Genomic DNA, 13471 nt, shown 5'->3' with positions numbered 1-13471 from the left:
CCGCGGTTAACAAGTACTCACGGGTGGAGCAATGCGGGCCCGCACCTCACCGAAGCCGATGCGGGTGCCGTTCGGGCCGGGTGCGGTGGCGGAGATGGCGATCTCGTCGCCGTCCTCGAGGAACGTGCGCTTCTCGTCCCCGACGACGACAGGTTCCTGACCACCCCAGGTCAGTTCGATGAACGCGCCGCGCTGGTCCTTCTCCGGTCCGGAGATGGTGCCCGACGCGAACAGGTCGCCCGTGCTGGCGGCGGCGCCGTTGACCGTGGTGTGCGCGAGCATCTGCGCCGGCGACCAGTACATCTGCGCGTACGGCGGTCGCGACACGACGTGTCCGTTCCATTCGACGGCCAGGTCGATGTCCAGGCCCCACTTCTCCTCGCCGCGCAGGTACGGCAGCGGCTGCGGATCCTGCGTCGGGGTGTCGATGCGGGCCGCCTCGAGCGCGTCGAGGGGAACCACCCAGGGTGAGACGGACGTGGCGAAGCTCTTCCCGAGGAACGGGCCGAGCGGCACGTACTCCCAGGCCTGGATGTCGCGTGCGGACCAGTCGTTCACCACGACCGCACCGAACACATACTCCGCGAACTGATCCGGGGTGATGGTCTCCCCCAGCGTCGTCGGGACGCCGACGACGAAACCCATTTCTGCCTCGATGTCGAGGCGGCGGGACGGCCCGAAGTCGGGGGCGTCCTGATCCGGCGACTTGCGCTGTCCGCACGGCCGGATGACGTCGGTGCCCGACACGATGACGGTGCTCGACCGCCCGTGGTATCCGACCGGCAGGTGCTTCCAGTTGGGCATCAGCGGCTCGGAGTCGGGGCGGAACAGTCGTCCGAGGTTGGTGGCGTGATTCTCGGACGCGTAGAAGTCGACGTAGTCGGCGACGGCCACCGGCAGGTGCATCGTCACCTCGTCGACCGCGAACACCGCGGTGTCGGCGACGTCGCCCTGCACGAGTTCGGTGATCTGCCTGCGGACCTCGGTCCAGCGGGCCCTGCCCTGCGCCATGAAGGCGTTGAGGGTGGGCTGCGCGAAGACGTCGTCACCCAGGGTGGCGGCGAGATCTACGACGGAATCTCCCACCCGCACTCCGACCCGGGGGGCCGAGTCTGCGGTCGAGAACACGCCGTACGGCAGGTTCTCGATCCCGAAGAGGGAATCGGCGGGGATGTCGAGGACGGTCATGCGTGGGCTCCTTGATCTGCGGAGGCGAGGGCGGAAGACGGCACGAGATGCAGTGCGACGAGATCCTCGAGGGGTTCGAGGATGCTGCACGTGCCGAAGGATCGGAAGGCGGTGCGAACGGTGCGGACGACGTCGGCCGGGAGGTCGCGCAGTTCGCGGGCGAGCAGTGCGCCGTCACGTTCGGCGAGGGTGGCGGCCACCTCGTCGACACCGGCGCCGCCGAGTGCGTGCCGGGTGGCGAGCAGCACGTTGAGGAAACCGTGCTGTTCGAATCCCGTGCGCGGATCGGTGTTGCGGACGGCGTGGTGCAGCCCGGCCGTGGCCTTGAACGGAACGCCCGACGCGGTGACGGCGGTCAGCGCCGACGCGAGTTCCGCCTCGTCCGGGTAGGCCTCGGCGACAACGCCTCCCGTGCGGAATTTGGCCGCGAACGAGCCACCGACCAGTGCGGCGAGGAAATCGGCCCGGCGCTCGCCGCGCGGCACCTCCACGAACACGTCGAGGCCTGCGGTCTGGGTTTCGACGGCGTCCATCGCGGCGAAGAACTCCGCGGCCGTCTGTTCGGCGGGCGCAGCGATCTCGAGCGCCACCGCGGTGGCACCGCCGATCTGCGCGAGACGGTCGAGTGCGGGTTCGAGCGTGGCCGGACCGCCGGGCAGCGTCAGGCTCAGCTCGAGCGAACCGGGCGTCAGCTCGTCGAGCCTGGCGACCGGAAAGACGAAGGGACCGACGAGATCCGCGTACGGCGCCGACCGGTGCCTGGCATGTGCGGGTAGGGCGTCGGGCAGGGGTACGTTCCCGGGCGGGAAGAGCGCGGCGTCGTCGCAGAGGCCGGCGAAGAGGGCGGAGATCACTGCTTCGGCCCCCGCCCCGCCCACGTCCACGCGTAGCCCGAGTCCTCGCAGGCCAGGGCGCCCTCGCCCAGCTCGAGCGGGCGGAACGTGTCGACCATGACGGCAAGTTCGTCGAAGAACTCGGCGCCGATGCTGCGTTCGTACGCGCCCGGCTGCGGACCGTGCGCATGCCCGCCCGGGTGAATCGAGATCGAACCCTGGCCGATGCCGGAACCCTTGCGCGCCTCGTAGTCCCCGTCGACGTAGAACATGATCTCGTCGGAATCGACGTTCGAGTGGTAGTACGGCACCGGAATCGACAGCGGGTGATAGTCGACCTTGCGGGGCACGAAGTTGCAGATGACGAAGTTGTTGCCCTCGAACGCCTGATGCGCCGGCGGCGGCTGGTGCACGCGCCCGGTGATGGGCTCGTAGTCGGAGATGTTGAACGTGTAGGGGTAGAGGCACCCGTCCCAGCCCACGACGTCGAAGGGGTGCTGCGGGTACACCATTCGCGTGCCGACGATTCCGTGCGACGTGCGGTGCTTGACGAGCACCTCCACGTCGGCGCCCTCGACCTGCAGGGTGCCGGTCGGCCCGTGCAGATCGCGCTCGCAGTAGGGCGCGTTCTCGAGCAGCTGACCGAACCGGGACAGGTAGCGCTTCGGCGGGACGATGTGGCTGTTGGCCTCCATCGCGTAGGCGCGCAACGGTTCCGGACCCTGCGGGATCCAGCGGTGAGTCGTCGACATCGGAATGAGGACGTAGTCGCCCTGCTTCGCCTCGAGCGCGCCGAACACGGTTTCGACAGTGGCGGAACCGGATTCGACGTACACCATCTCGTCGCCGATCGCGTTGCGGTACAGCGGCGACTCCTTTGCGGCGACCACGTAGGAGATGCGGACGTCTGCGTTGCCGAGGATCAACCGGCGCCCGGTGACCACGTCGGTGTCGGCCCAGACCGTGTCCGGGAACAGGTCGTGCAGCTTCAGGTGGCGCGGCTTGAGCGGATGATTGGGAGTCGTGCTCTGGTCGGGCAGCTCCCACACGGTGGCATCGACGATCGCCGACGGGATGTGGCGGTGGTAGAGCAGTGAGGAGTCGGAGGAGAAGCCCTCTTCTCCCATCAATTCCTCGAAGTAGAGCTGACCGTTGTCGTCACGGTGCTGGGTGTGCCGCTTGGGCGGGATGTTGCCCACCTGCCGATAGAACGCCATGACCGGCCTCCCTAGAAGTGCGTGTCCGTAGTAGTAAACACATTAACTAAATTACGGGCGTGATGGCAAGCACAGGTTTTCCGGGAGGCACAGCAGGGTCAGTTACGCCCGCGGACGTCGAACTGGCTGCGATTGGTGATCAGCTTGTCGAGCAGCATGACGAGAATGCGCTGCTCCGGTTCGGTGAGAACGCTTGCCCACGCGTGTTCGCGCTCGTTCTGCTCACGGTAGATCTCACCGATCTCGCTCCGGCCCTTCTCGGTGAGCGACAACTGGACGGACCGGCCGTCCCGCTCATCCGGGGTCCGCTCCATCAAACCACCGCCGACCAGCGTCTTCGTCAGATTCGAGACGGCAGCCCTGCTCATGCCGGTGAGCTTGGCCGCCGTCTTCGACTCGACGGGACCGGCCAGCCAGGTCACGAACATCAACCGGAACGCCGACCACGACAGGCCACGCGGACGGTGGATCGACGACTCCAGGTCGTACGTCACCACGTTCGACGCGCGGTTCAACGTCAGGAGGACCTGGGTGGCGAGTTCGTGCGTCGAGCCGTATTCCGTGCTCAGGCGCCGGTTCGCCAGTTCGATGAACGACCAGAAGTCGAGGCCGTCGGGCACCTCGACGGGCACCGGCGCTGCGTCATCGGTCATGGGGGAACCCTATCGCGAGCGGGTGGCGGGCCCGGTGCCCGCCACCTTCGCTTTTAGTATATCTATGAACTAGTTGATGCTGTTGCTTCTTCCAGTTCGACCGGGGCCTTCTTCGGGATCTTCAGGAACGCGAGCATGACGGCACAGATCAGCAGGCACGCGATCGGGAAGTACAGGCCGATGGTGACGTTGTCGGCGGTGGCGTTCTTTCCGATGACGTAGGGACCGAAGAATCCGCCCATCGCGGCAATGGTGTTGATGGCCGCGAGACCGACGGCTGTCTCGGCGCGGGTGAGCACCTGCGCCGCCATCGCCCAGTACGGCGCCATGTACCCGAGAACACCGACAGCCACCATCGACAGCGACGTCAACGCCAGCACCGGCGAGTGCAGGAAGAGAATGGTGCCGAACAACCCGACAGCGGCAAGAACCATCAGCCCGATGACGAAGAGCTTCCGTTCCCCCGTGCGATCCGAGTAACGGCTGATCAGCAGCATTCCGACAGCACCGACCACGAACGGGACCGCGCCGAGGAATCCGATGTTGGTGGCCGAGTAGCTCGGATCCATCTGCTTGACGATCTGGGGAAGGAAGAACGTGAAGCCGTACAGCCCGCAGGCGGCGAACAGGTTCGCGACGGCGAGGTGCAGGATCTTCCGGTTCTTGATCGCGCCGAGCTGCTCCTTCACACCCGCGTGGGTTTCGGGCTCCTGGTACTCCGCGGTGATCTCGTCCTCGAGCCACTCGGATTCCTGAGTGGTCAGGAACTTCGCCTCACGCGGCCGGTTGGGCAGGTATACGAGGACGATCAGGCCCAGCACGATCGTCGGCGCACCCTGCAGGATGAACACCCAGCGCCAGCCGCTCATGTCGAACCAGGAGATGTGGTCGAGGATCAGACCGCCGGTGAAGGACCCGATGATCATGGCGATCGGCTGCGCCATGGCCATCATTGCGATGGCCCGGGCACGCTCCCCGGAGCGGAACCAGAACGTCAAATACAGCAGCAGACCGGGGAAGAGACCCGCCTCGGCGATGCCGAGGGCAACGCGGGCCACGTAGAGCTGAGTGACACTGTTGACGAATCCCATGATCACGGTGACGATGCCCCACGTGATCGCGATGCGGGCCAGCCAGATGCGCGCGCCGAACTTCTTCAGCGCCATGTTGGAAGGGATCTCGAACACGACGTAGGCCAGGAAGAAGATCGACGCCACCGCGCCGAACGTTCCGACCGTGATGCCGAGTTCGTGCTGCATCCCCAGCTGCGCGTAGCTGATGTTGGTGCGGTCCATGTAGTTGAAGATGTACAGCAGCATGACGAACGGAAGGATCCGGTACGACACCTTCTTCAACGTTCTCGCACCGATTTCGCTGTCGGGGACAGCGGAGCGGGAAACTCCCATGACATTCTCCTATGAGGGGTGGGGACCTTGTGCGGCCTTCGCCGCGTTTCGGCCCGCGATGCGGCCCATGGTCAGAGCGTTGGCCACCGCGTTGCCGCCACCGACATACCTGAGTCCCAGGATGCCTGCTCCGGCTTCGCCCGCTGCGTAGAGGCCCGGAATCGGGCATCCTCGCACGTCGACGACGGCGGCGTTTCCGTCGATTTCCAGGCCCGCGTGGGTGCACACGAGTTCGGCGGGAAGGATCTGCGCGGCGTAGAAGGGGGCCTCGCCGATCGGGTCGGGGTTCTCGTCCGAACCCTTGTTCCGGAGCGTCCGATGCCGCAGGAAGTCCACGTCGACGCCGGCGGGTAGCTGGTCGTTCCACCGGGCGACGGTGGCGTCGAGGGCGTCGGCGGGAACCCCGATCTGCTCCGCGAGGTCCGTCAGGCTGCCGGCGCTGAACGTGCGTCCGGCCGCCACCTCGTCGGCGATCCGTTCGGGTGTCCAGTCGGCGTACCCGGGCGCGAGGTTCACGCGCGCCTTCTCGTCGAAGATCATCCAGGCGTATCCGCCCTGGGCTTCGATGATGCCCGTGGACACCGCGTAGGACGCGTCCTCGTCCATGAACCGCCGGCCGTCCCGGTTGACGTACACCCGCGACTTGGGCGGGAACCCGGACTGCCAGTGATGGAACCGCTGGAAGTAGACGGTCGGGAGCATGAGCCCCCAGCCGTCGCCCGTGACGGCGGCGTCGACGGCCCGCCCGAAACGGAGGTGGTCGCCCCGACTGCCGGGTGCCGCGACCACGAACAGCGAGTCGCCGGCGTTGTTCGCGGCCGGGTAGTAGCGATCGATGAGTTCGGGGTCCTGCGCGAACCCGCCGGACGCGACGACGACGGCGCCTGCCCGGACCTCGATGTCGTCGGCGACGACTCCGACGACTCGGCCGTCCTCCTCGATCAGCTTCTGTACGCGGGTGTTCAGGATCGCCTCGATGCCGTGCTCGCGTCGCGCCCTGTCGAGCACCTGCACGAGACCGTAACCCTGGTCTTTCGGGACGTGGCCCCGCCAGACGTCCTCGACTCCGGCCTGGCACAGGCCGGGCTGGTGAGCGTTGGCGGAGACCACCGCCGGAACCTCGACGCCGAGTTCGATCAGCCATTCGAGGGTGGGGCCGGCGTTCTCGCAGAATGTGCGGATCAATCCGGGCACCAGCATCCACTGGTTGAGGTCCATGTAGTGCTGGAAGAACTTCTCGGCGGAGTCCTCGACACCCAGACCGCGCTGCACGCTGGTGCCGGCCGCGGTGAACAGTCCCGCCGACAGTTGCGTCGAACCGCCGAGTGCGGTCTCCGACTCGAACAGCAGCACCGTGGCACCCTGTTCGGCGGCGGAGACGGCCGCGGCGAGTCCGGCTCCGCCCCCGCCGACGACGATGACGTCGAAGTCGTCGCTCATGAAAGGTTTGCTCCCGTCTCGGCAATGATGCGGTGGTACAGGCCGTTCGACACGAGGCCGCCGTCGATGGTGACCTCGCTTCCGCTCATGTACGTGGAGCGGTCGGACAGCAGGAACAGGACGGCGTCCGTGATCTCGTCCGGGGTGCCCATGCGACCGAAGGGAATGCTGTCGACCGCGGCCCGGACGAAGTCGTCCGCGCCACCGAGCAACGCCGTGCTCACGAGACCCGGATGCACGGAGTTGACGCGGATGCCCCACTGGGCAAAATTCCCGGCCGCCGACTTCGACAGCCCGGTCAGTCCCCACTTGCTCGACGAGTACGCGGGCGAGAAGTAGCCGATCTGCCCGGAGATCGACGAGATGTTGACGATGGAGCCGCCGCCGCTGTCGCGCAGGAGCGGGGCGACTGCCTTCATGCCGTAGAAGGGCCCGAAGAGGTTGATCCTCATGGTCAGTTCCCAGACGTCGTCGGGAGTGTCCATGAATTCCAGTCGGCGCGAGATACCGGCGTTGTTGACCAGTCCACCCAATTCGCCTCGGGTGTTGCGGATCTCGTCGACGACCCGGGCCCAGGCGGCGGTGTCGGTGACGTCGAGTTCGTGTGCGGACGCCGATCCCCCTGCCACCGTGATCTCCTCGACGACGGTCGAGCAATCCGCCACGTCGGCAATACATACGTGTGTTCCCCTGGCCGCGAGGGCGCGGGCGTGATTCGCACCCATGCCGCCGGCGGCTCCGGTGATCAGGACGACGCCGGGGTAGTTCACCGACTCAGACATGACGCGAACCGCCGTCGACGGCGATGCTGTGCCCCGTCACGTAACGCGCGCTGTCCGACAACAGGAACAGCAGCGGGCCGAATACCTCTTCCGGCGAGCCGAGACGGTGCAGCGGGACCACATCGAGGGCGTGCTTCAGTGCGGCGGGGTCGTCCTGCACCCACTGTGTCATCGCCGTGTCGATGTATCCCGGTGCGATGGAGTTCACGCGAATACCCTTGTCCCCGAATTCGACCGCGAGCGATTCGGTGAGGTGCGCGACCGCCGCCTTCGACGTGCAGTACGCGCCGCGTCCCTTCCGGACCCGGAGCGCCGACACGGACGACATGTTGACGATCGCACCGCCGTGTTGCATGTGGCGGGCCGCGGCCTGAGCGCCGAAGAGGACACCCTCGACGTTGACGGACAGCGTGGCACCGATCTGTTCCGGGGAGATCTCCTCCGCCAGGGCGAAGGGGAAGATTCCCGCGTTGTTGATCCAGAAGTCGATGCGGCCGAACTCCTTCAGCGCCACCTGCGCGAGAGCCTCGTGCTCCTCCGCTTTGGTGACGTCGATCCGCGCGCCGACGACGGTCCCGGCCGGATCGGCCAGGGACTTCGACGCGAGAGCGGTCGTGATCTCCTCGGCGGTGAGCTTCATCTGGTCTTCGTTGATGTCGGCGCCGACCACGTGGACGCCGCGGGTGGCGAGGCCGGATGCGAACGCCGCACCCATCCCCTGGGCTGCGCCGGTGACCACCGCGACCTTGCCTTCCATCTCCGGGTACCGCGCGGTCATCTGCGCGGTCACGGTCCGGCCGGGGTTGGTCTGGTCTGCACTTGCGGTCATGGTGTTCTCTTTCTCTGTCATCTCGAAAATGTGTTCTCGGCCCAACGGGCACTACGCAGCGTCGTCGCGCCGGATGTCGCGGCGGGCGATCCGCCACCGGTCACCGACCGGCACCACGCGATCGGTGAGGGTGGTCATCCGCACGAGTCGCGAGTCGCCACCGATCGAGGTGGCAACGATCTGCAGGTAGGCCCGCACGGTGGCGGCGCCGTCGCGAACCTCGTCGATCACGACGTTGGTCATCACGTGGCGGTGGACCTCGTTCGCGGCCCGTGCCCGGGTATGGAACCGTTCCGCGAATGCGATCAACGCGTCCGTGCCCGCCACAGGCTCCGGGTAACTGGGGGAATGGAATTCGCCGTCGTCCGTGAACGTCTGCGCCCACCCTGCGGCGTCGCCACCGTCGATGAGGTGACTCTGCCGCCCGTACAGCTGGTGCAACCGAGCGACGGTCACCGCATCGACGGACCCGGTACTACTGCTCATGGAGTGCTCCCTGGACCTGTTCCGCGTCAGTCGCGGCACTTGCCCTACTCGAAGTGTTTGTGCGATAATCGCACGCACTGTGCGATATGATGAAAGAGTAGGTGTCGCACCTCACAGACGTCAAGGAGGGTGGGCAAGACAGTGAGCACGACCGACGAACGGCCGCCGGAACATTCACGCAAAAGCGCAGTTCAGCTCGATTCGGGAATGTCGAAAACCCTCCACCACGGACTCGAGATTCTCGAGTTGCTGACGGCCCATCCGCACGGACTGTCCGTCACGGAGATAGCCGACGGGATCGACGTCCACCGGACCGTCGCGCATCGGCTGATCCGAACCCTCGAAGCACATCGACTCTGCCGGAAGGACGGATTCAAACGCGTCACGCTCGGTGCGGGACTGGTGACCCTCGCCGAACCCGTCGAGCAGGATCTGCGCACAGTGGCACGACCCGTACTCGAAGAGCTGGCCGACGCAGTCCAGGCCACCGTGCATCTCGTCGTCCGCGAGAACGCGACGGAAGTCCGGGCCCTGATGGTGGTGGAACCGCGCAGCGCGAAGGTTCACGTCGCGTTCCGTCCCGGCCAGGTCGATCCCGTCGACCGCGGTTCGGCGGGACTGGCGATCCTCGCCGCGCTCCCCGCGGTCGAGGGTGAACGCGAAGAGGTGACCGTGGCCCGAGCTAGGGGCTACGCCGTCACCGACGGCGAGGTGATCCCGTCCGTACTCGGTGTCTCCGCGGCCATTCCCGGGCGGCGCGGCGATGCACTCGCGAGCGTGGGCGTGTCGATCTTCGAGATGCCCGACGAGGAGTCGCTGGGTTCAGCGGTCGTGGACGCCGCCCGCAAGCTCGGCAACCTGCTGCGCTGACCTGTGAGTACTTATTAACGCCCGGCGGTTGACAAGTACTCACGGGTGCTCAGCGCTCGTAGCCCTTCCGCATGTCGTCGACGATGCGCGGGCGGTCGAGGGTCGAGGGCTCGAGCTCGCGACGGGGGCGGTCGCGCGGGAAGATCGCGGAGGCGGCGAGGGTCGGCTCGTCGAGGAAGCGCAGTTCGGGGGCGTCGTGGGGCAGGCGCAGGGCCGGCGGTTCGGGTCCGCGCCGGGCAAGGACGTAACCCCAGTCCCCGAAGCTCGGCACCAGCACGTGGTACGGCGTGACGGCCAGACCCGCCGACGCGACGGTCGACGTGGTGCGCCAGTACGCGTCCGGCGTCGAATAGGGGCTTCCCGACTGCACCACCATCAGTCCGCCGGAGTTCAGTGCGGCGGCGGCGAGACCGTAGAACTCGGTGGAGTACAGGCGCCCGAGCGCCGGGGTGTCGGGGTCGGGGAGGTCCACGATGACGGCGTCGAATCCCGAGTCCGGTGCGTCGCGCAACCACCGGAACGCATCGTCGAGGACCACGTGCACGCGCGGGTTCTGCAGCGCTCCCTGGTTCAGCCCGGACAGCCGGGTGTTCGCGAGTTCGATGACCGCAGGATCGAGTTCCACCTGCACGATCTCCTCGACCCCGGGCAGTCGCAGGACCTCTCGGGCGGCGAGGCCATCGCCCCCGCCGAGGATCAGTACCCGTTTCGGGTCGTCCGCCATCGCGGGGTACACCAGGGATTCGGTGTACCGATGTTCGTCGATGCTGGAGAACTGGAGGTCGCCGTCGAGGAAGAGCCGCACGTCTCCCTCACGCTCGGTGACGACGATCTCCTGGTACTGCGACCTCTCCGCGGCGACCACCGGGTCGGTGTAGAGACGTTGCCGCGACGTGGTTTCGATGCCGTCGGCGCGCACCAGCAGTACCGCGATGCAGGCGGCGGCGACGAGCAGCGCCACGACCGCGAGCAATCGGGTGCGCAGACTCAACTGCCACCGCAGCAGGATCAGCGCGACCACTGCGGCGGCGACGAGATTGACGATGCCGGTGATCGCGGCGCCGCGGATCATCCCGGCGATCGGCAGCAGGACGAACGGCCAGAGCAGGCCACCGACCAGGGCGCCTGCGTAGTCGGCGGCGTTGAGGTTTGCCAGCACCTTTCCGGTGCTCTCGGCGTCGGTGTCGCTGCGGCCCGACTGCAGCAGCGTCATCAGCAACGGCACCTCGGCGCCCACCAGCACACCGATCAGCGCGGTGGCGAGCATTAGAACGATTGCGCTGGAACCGAAGAACGTGAACGTCACGTACAGGGTCACTGCACTGAACCCGCCGACGAGTCCGAGGACGATCTCGACGACCACGAACGACGCGGCCGCGGTGGAGAGGAGCGGCTTGGCGGCGAGGGCACCCACCCCGAGTGCGGCCACGAAACCCGCGACGATCAGCGACGTCTGGGTGATTCCGCCGCCGGTCAGACTGACCGACAGTGTCAGCAGCGCGAGTTCGTAGATCAGCCCGCACGCCGCGCACGCGGCCACCGCGGCGAGCAGGAACGCCCTGGCCCGCCCGCCGAGCGCGCGGGTGGTGGAGGAATTCGGCTCTGTCGCTGTGGTGGTCACGAGATCAGGTGAGGGCGGCGGCGTTCACGAGGCCGATGGCGAAGAGGCTCGCACCGACCGCCCACGCGGCACCGCACATCTGCGGGTTCCCCACCAGACCGACGAGTTGCCCCGGCAGCAGCAGATTCATCAGGCGCAGCGCGATGACCTGCAGCAGCACCCCGAAGAGGCCGTAGACCGCGGAATCGGCCAGTCCCTGCGCGAATCCGTCGGAGCTGGTGAGGATCGCCGTGACCACGACGACGGCGAGGGCGAGGTGGTTCGACGCCAGCAGGATTGCCGCGTTGGGGTTCTTGTCGACGTACACCTGGTGCCGGAGATTGCCGGGGGTGGCGAGGTCGAGTACCGCGAAGCCGACTCCGAGGACGGCGATGCCGATGACGAAGTATGCCAGGGTGCCGAGCATGCCGACGGCGAGCAGTCCGACGTCGACCGTGCCGATTTCCGTTGCTGCCGCCGTGTAGGTGGTGTTCACGCGCTTCTCCCGAGTCGAGTGTTCTCTGTCATTTCGCGCTCCCGGATCCGCCGCTGCCGCTGGCGCCGCCCGCAGGCGAACCGGGGTTGAAACCGGGCCCCAGATAGGCGAACCCACCGCTCCGGTAGCGTCCGTCGATGTCTTCGACGCGGACGAGGCTCCCGCCACCCGGTCCGGCGCTGACCGTGACGATGTCGTCGTCGTATCGCAGGTATTCGCTGCCGCCGTCCGCCTTCCGTGCTGCCGGTTCCTCCTCGGCGACGATGTTCGAGACGGTCGTCCCCACCGGGTCGTTCGACGTGTATGTCTTCGCGTCGCCTGCGGTGTTCTGCAGGGCGTACGCGTCGGCGATGTAGTCGCGGACACCGCCTCCGCACGCGGTCGCGGCAAAAACCAGGAGCAGCATCGGGGCGAGCCGCATGCGCGCACTGAACCGGGTCACGGCTGCCACCTGCTTCGAGTTTTCACGATCACCCCACCCTTGTCTCCTGGGTACAGATGCCAGGTCTGCCAGGCCCATCCGCCGGAATGTTCACGCGTCGCGGTGAGCGCGGTCAGTGCGGTGTGGTCGCCGGGGAACGTCCCGCAGATCCACCCGTCCACCTCGGTGGCCTGGCGCCGCAGCCAGTCGGCGGTCTGCTCGAGGTGGGTGCGGTCGACGGTGTCGGTGGTCGAGTCGAACCGGTATCCGCTCGCGCTGTCGGATACCGGCAGCGGCCTGCCGCCGGCCCGGATCGCATCGCACGACACCTGTTCGGTGATCCGGCTTCCCGCGGCGGACGCCGTCACCGCGTGCGACGCCCCGAGAACTGCGAGCGTCACCCGGTCGTCACCGTGCGTGATGGTGAGTTCGGCCAGCGGAAGCGGTGTTTCGGCGTTCACGACGAGACCGAGCGCCTCGGCCGTCACATCACGCGACTCGATGTCGAGGACGTGCAGCGTCACTGCGGCGGACCGGAATGGATCACGGTGAGTTCACCGCGCGTGACGGCGCGGCCCGTCGAGACCTCCCACGACTGCGTCCGCGCCCAGCGCTCGAAGGACAGCAGGCCGGTCTTGTCGGCCGTCTCGTAGTCGGCATAGTCGACGATGCCCTGGGGCGCCGTCCCGGTGGTGCCTTCCGCGGTGAACGAGGCGGTGCCGCGCTCGATCTGCCGGTGCACCCTGTCGTCGAGGATCACGTCACCGTCCGGTTCGAGCCCCGTGCCCTCGCGGCGCATCCACAGCGTCATGTCGAGGTTGCCCTCGTCGTTCTCGACGGTCAGCCACCGCTGACCGGTCGACCCGTCGAGGAGGTGTTCGTGCCAGATGTATCCCTCTTCGTCGAGGGTGATGGTGCCGCGCACGACGTGATCGATTCCGGCGTACGTGATGATGTCGCCGACTCCGATCTTGTACGGGTCGTAGACCTCCGGGTAGTCGGCAAGCGGATCGACCCGGGCAGCGGGAGTGGCGTTCTTCCCGGCCCGATTCCGCAGGATCAGCACGATGCCCACGATCACGACGACGATCAGCAGCAGTATCAGCAGCGTGGTCAACAGTCTCTCCTGGTCAGCGGCTCCGGCACGGGAGACCGGCGCCCGGCCCCCACCGGTCAGTCACCTTACTGTGCGCCGCGCGCCCACACACCTAGCGATTGCAGAGCCAGGTAGCAAAGGCTAGCCTAACCGA

At 67.1% G+C, this 13471-nt stretch carries 15 protein-coding genes; 1 reads left to right on the top strand and 14 read right to left on the bottom strand.

All coding sequences use genetic code 11. The features are described from left to right. Window positions 1-6 precede the first annotated feature (6 nt). The 9 genes from fahA to OYT95_RS27085 all read right to left on the bottom strand — a co-directional run bounded on the left by fahA (window position 7) and on the right by OYT95_RS27085 (window position 8834). Window positions 7-1188 (bottom strand): fumarylacetoacetase, encoded by a 1182-nt coding sequence (gene fahA / locus OYT95_RS27125; protein ID WP_268789621.1) that lies wholly within the window; start codon window positions 1186-1188, stop codon window positions 7-9. Further along, window positions 1185-2042 carry a hypothetical protein gene (locus OYT95_RS27120; RefSeq protein WP_268792282.1) on the bottom strand — a complete coding sequence of 286 codons (858 nt, stop codon included), beginning with the start codon at window positions 2040-2042 and terminating at the stop codon, window positions 1185-1187. The genes fahA and OYT95_RS27120 overlap by 4 nt, the downstream gene beginning before the upstream one ends. Continuing rightward, window positions 2039-3238 carry a homogentisate 1,2-dioxygenase gene (locus OYT95_RS27115; RefSeq protein WP_268789620.1) on the bottom strand — a complete coding sequence of 400 codons (1200 nt, stop codon included), beginning with the start codon at window positions 3236-3238 and terminating at the stop codon, window positions 2039-2041. The genes OYT95_RS27120 and OYT95_RS27115 overlap by 4 nt, the downstream gene beginning before the upstream one ends. Before the next feature lie 98 nt (window positions 3239-3336). Continuing rightward, a complete protein-coding gene (locus tag OYT95_RS27110; protein ID WP_005261372.1) occupies window positions 3337-3891 on the bottom strand; it encodes a MarR family winged helix-turn-helix transcriptional regulator in 555 nt (184 codons plus the stop codon). A gap of 62 nt (window positions 3892-3953) precedes the next feature. Next, window positions 3954-5297, bottom strand: a complete 1344-nt coding sequence (locus tag OYT95_RS27105; protein WP_268789619.1) for an MFS transporter — start codon at window positions 5295-5297, stop codon at window positions 3954-3956. A gap of 9 nt (window positions 5298-5306) precedes the next feature. Next, window positions 5307-6737 carry an FAD-dependent oxidoreductase gene (locus OYT95_RS27100; protein WP_268789618.1) on the bottom strand — a complete coding sequence of 477 codons (1431 nt, stop codon included), beginning with the start codon at window positions 6735-6737 and terminating at the stop codon, window positions 5307-5309. Beyond that, complete coding sequence (locus OYT95_RS27095) at window positions 6734-7519, bottom strand: SDR family NAD(P)-dependent oxidoreductase (RefSeq protein ID WP_037230831.1); 786 nt, start codon at window positions 7517-7519, stop codon at window positions 6734-6736. The genes OYT95_RS27100 and OYT95_RS27095 overlap by 4 nt, the downstream gene beginning before the upstream one ends. After that, window positions 7512-8348, bottom strand: a complete 837-nt coding sequence (locus OYT95_RS27090; protein WP_268789617.1) for an SDR family NAD(P)-dependent oxidoreductase — start codon at window positions 8346-8348, stop codon at window positions 7512-7514. The genes OYT95_RS27095 and OYT95_RS27090 overlap by 8 nt, the downstream gene beginning before the upstream one ends. Window positions 8349-8399: 51 nt before the next feature. Next, the gene (locus OYT95_RS27085; RefSeq protein ID WP_037230833.1) at window positions 8400-8834 is read right to left on the bottom strand and encodes a nuclear transport factor 2 family protein; all 435 of its coding nucleotides are present in this window, start codon (window positions 8832-8834) and stop codon (window positions 8400-8402) included. A gap of 207 nt (window positions 8835-9041) precedes the next feature. Between OYT95_RS27085 and OYT95_RS27080 the strand changes: the two genes are divergently transcribed. After that, complete coding sequence (locus OYT95_RS27080) at window positions 9042-9704, top strand: IclR family transcriptional regulator (protein WP_268792281.1); 663 nt, start codon at window positions 9042-9044, stop codon at window positions 9702-9704. Window positions 9705-9753: 49 nt separating this feature from the next. Here OYT95_RS27080 and OYT95_RS27075 read toward each other — a convergent pair whose 3' ends face one another. Genes OYT95_RS27075 through OYT95_RS27055 form a run of 5 tightly spaced genes read right to left on the bottom strand, consistent with a single transcriptional unit; the run spans window position 9754 to window position 13338 of the window. Beyond that, window positions 9754-11325, bottom strand: coding sequence for a polyamine aminopropyltransferase (locus OYT95_RS27075; protein WP_268789616.1), 1572 nt, complete (start codon window positions 11323-11325; stop codon window positions 9754-9756). A gap of 4 nt (window positions 11326-11329) precedes the next feature. Beyond that, window positions 11330-11800: a DUF350 domain-containing protein gene (locus tag OYT95_RS27070; protein WP_037230847.1), complete on the bottom strand. Its 471-nt coding sequence runs from the start codon at window positions 11798-11800 to the stop codon at window positions 11330-11332. 28 nt (window positions 11801-11828) lie between these two features. Continuing rightward, a complete protein-coding gene (locus OYT95_RS27065) occupies window positions 11829-12251 on the bottom strand; it encodes a DUF4247 domain-containing protein (protein ID WP_037230853.1) in 423 nt (140 codons plus the stop codon). After that, window positions 12239-12745, bottom strand: a complete 507-nt coding sequence (locus OYT95_RS27060; protein ID WP_037230855.1) for a DUF2617 family protein — start codon at window positions 12743-12745, stop codon at window positions 12239-12241. Before OYT95_RS27060 ends, OYT95_RS27065 begins: the two co-directional genes overlap by 13 nt. Continuing rightward, complete coding sequence (locus OYT95_RS27055; protein WP_037230858.1) at window positions 12742-13338, bottom strand: DUF4178 domain-containing protein; 597 nt, start codon at window positions 13336-13338, stop codon at window positions 12742-12744. Before OYT95_RS27055 ends, OYT95_RS27060 begins: the two co-directional genes overlap by 4 nt. Between the last annotated feature and the right edge of the window lie 133 nt (window positions 13339-13471).

This window comes from Rhodococcus sp. JS3073, assembly GCF_026810085.1.
GTDB lineage: Bacteria > Actinomycetota > Actinomycetes > Mycobacteriales > Mycobacteriaceae > Rhodococcus_F > Rhodococcus_F wratislaviensis.
The sequence above is the reverse complement of the archived record's forward strand: the minus strand, read 5'-3'. Positions and strand labels throughout refer to the sequence as shown.

Coding starts and splice junctions, on each gene's coding strand:
- fahA (WP_268789621.1), bottom strand. CDS start 1,188: ATGACCGTCCTCGACATCCCCGCCGATTCCCTCTTCGGGATCGAGAAC.
- OYT95_RS27115 (WP_268789620.1), bottom strand. CDS start 3,238: ATGGCGTTCTATCGGCAGGTGGGCAACATCCCGCCCAAGCGGCACACC.
- OYT95_RS27110 (WP_005261372.1), bottom strand. CDS start 3,891: ATGACCGATGACGCAGCGCCGGTGCCCGTCGAGGTGCCCGACGGCCTC.
- OYT95_RS27105 (WP_268789619.1), bottom strand. CDS start 5,297: ATGGGAGTTTCCCGCTCCGCTGTCCCCGACAGCGAAATCGGTGCGAGA.
- OYT95_RS27100 (WP_268789618.1), bottom strand. CDS start 6,737: ATGAGCGACGACTTCGACGTCATCGTCGTCGGCGGGGGCGGAGCCGGA.
- OYT95_RS27095 (WP_037230831.1), bottom strand. CDS start 7,519: ATGTCTGAGTCGGTGAACTACCCCGGCGTCGTCCTGATCACCGGAGCC.
- OYT95_RS27090 (WP_268789617.1), bottom strand. CDS start 8,348: ATGACCGCAAGTGCAGACCAGACCAACCCCGGCCGGACCGTGACCGCG.
- OYT95_RS27085 (WP_037230833.1), bottom strand. CDS start 8,834: ATGAGCAGTAGTACCGGGTCCGTCGATGCGGTGACCGTCGCTCGGTTG.
- OYT95_RS27080 (WP_268792281.1), top strand. CDS start 9,042: ATGTCGAAAACCCTCCACCACGGACTCGAGATTCTCGAGTTGCTGACG.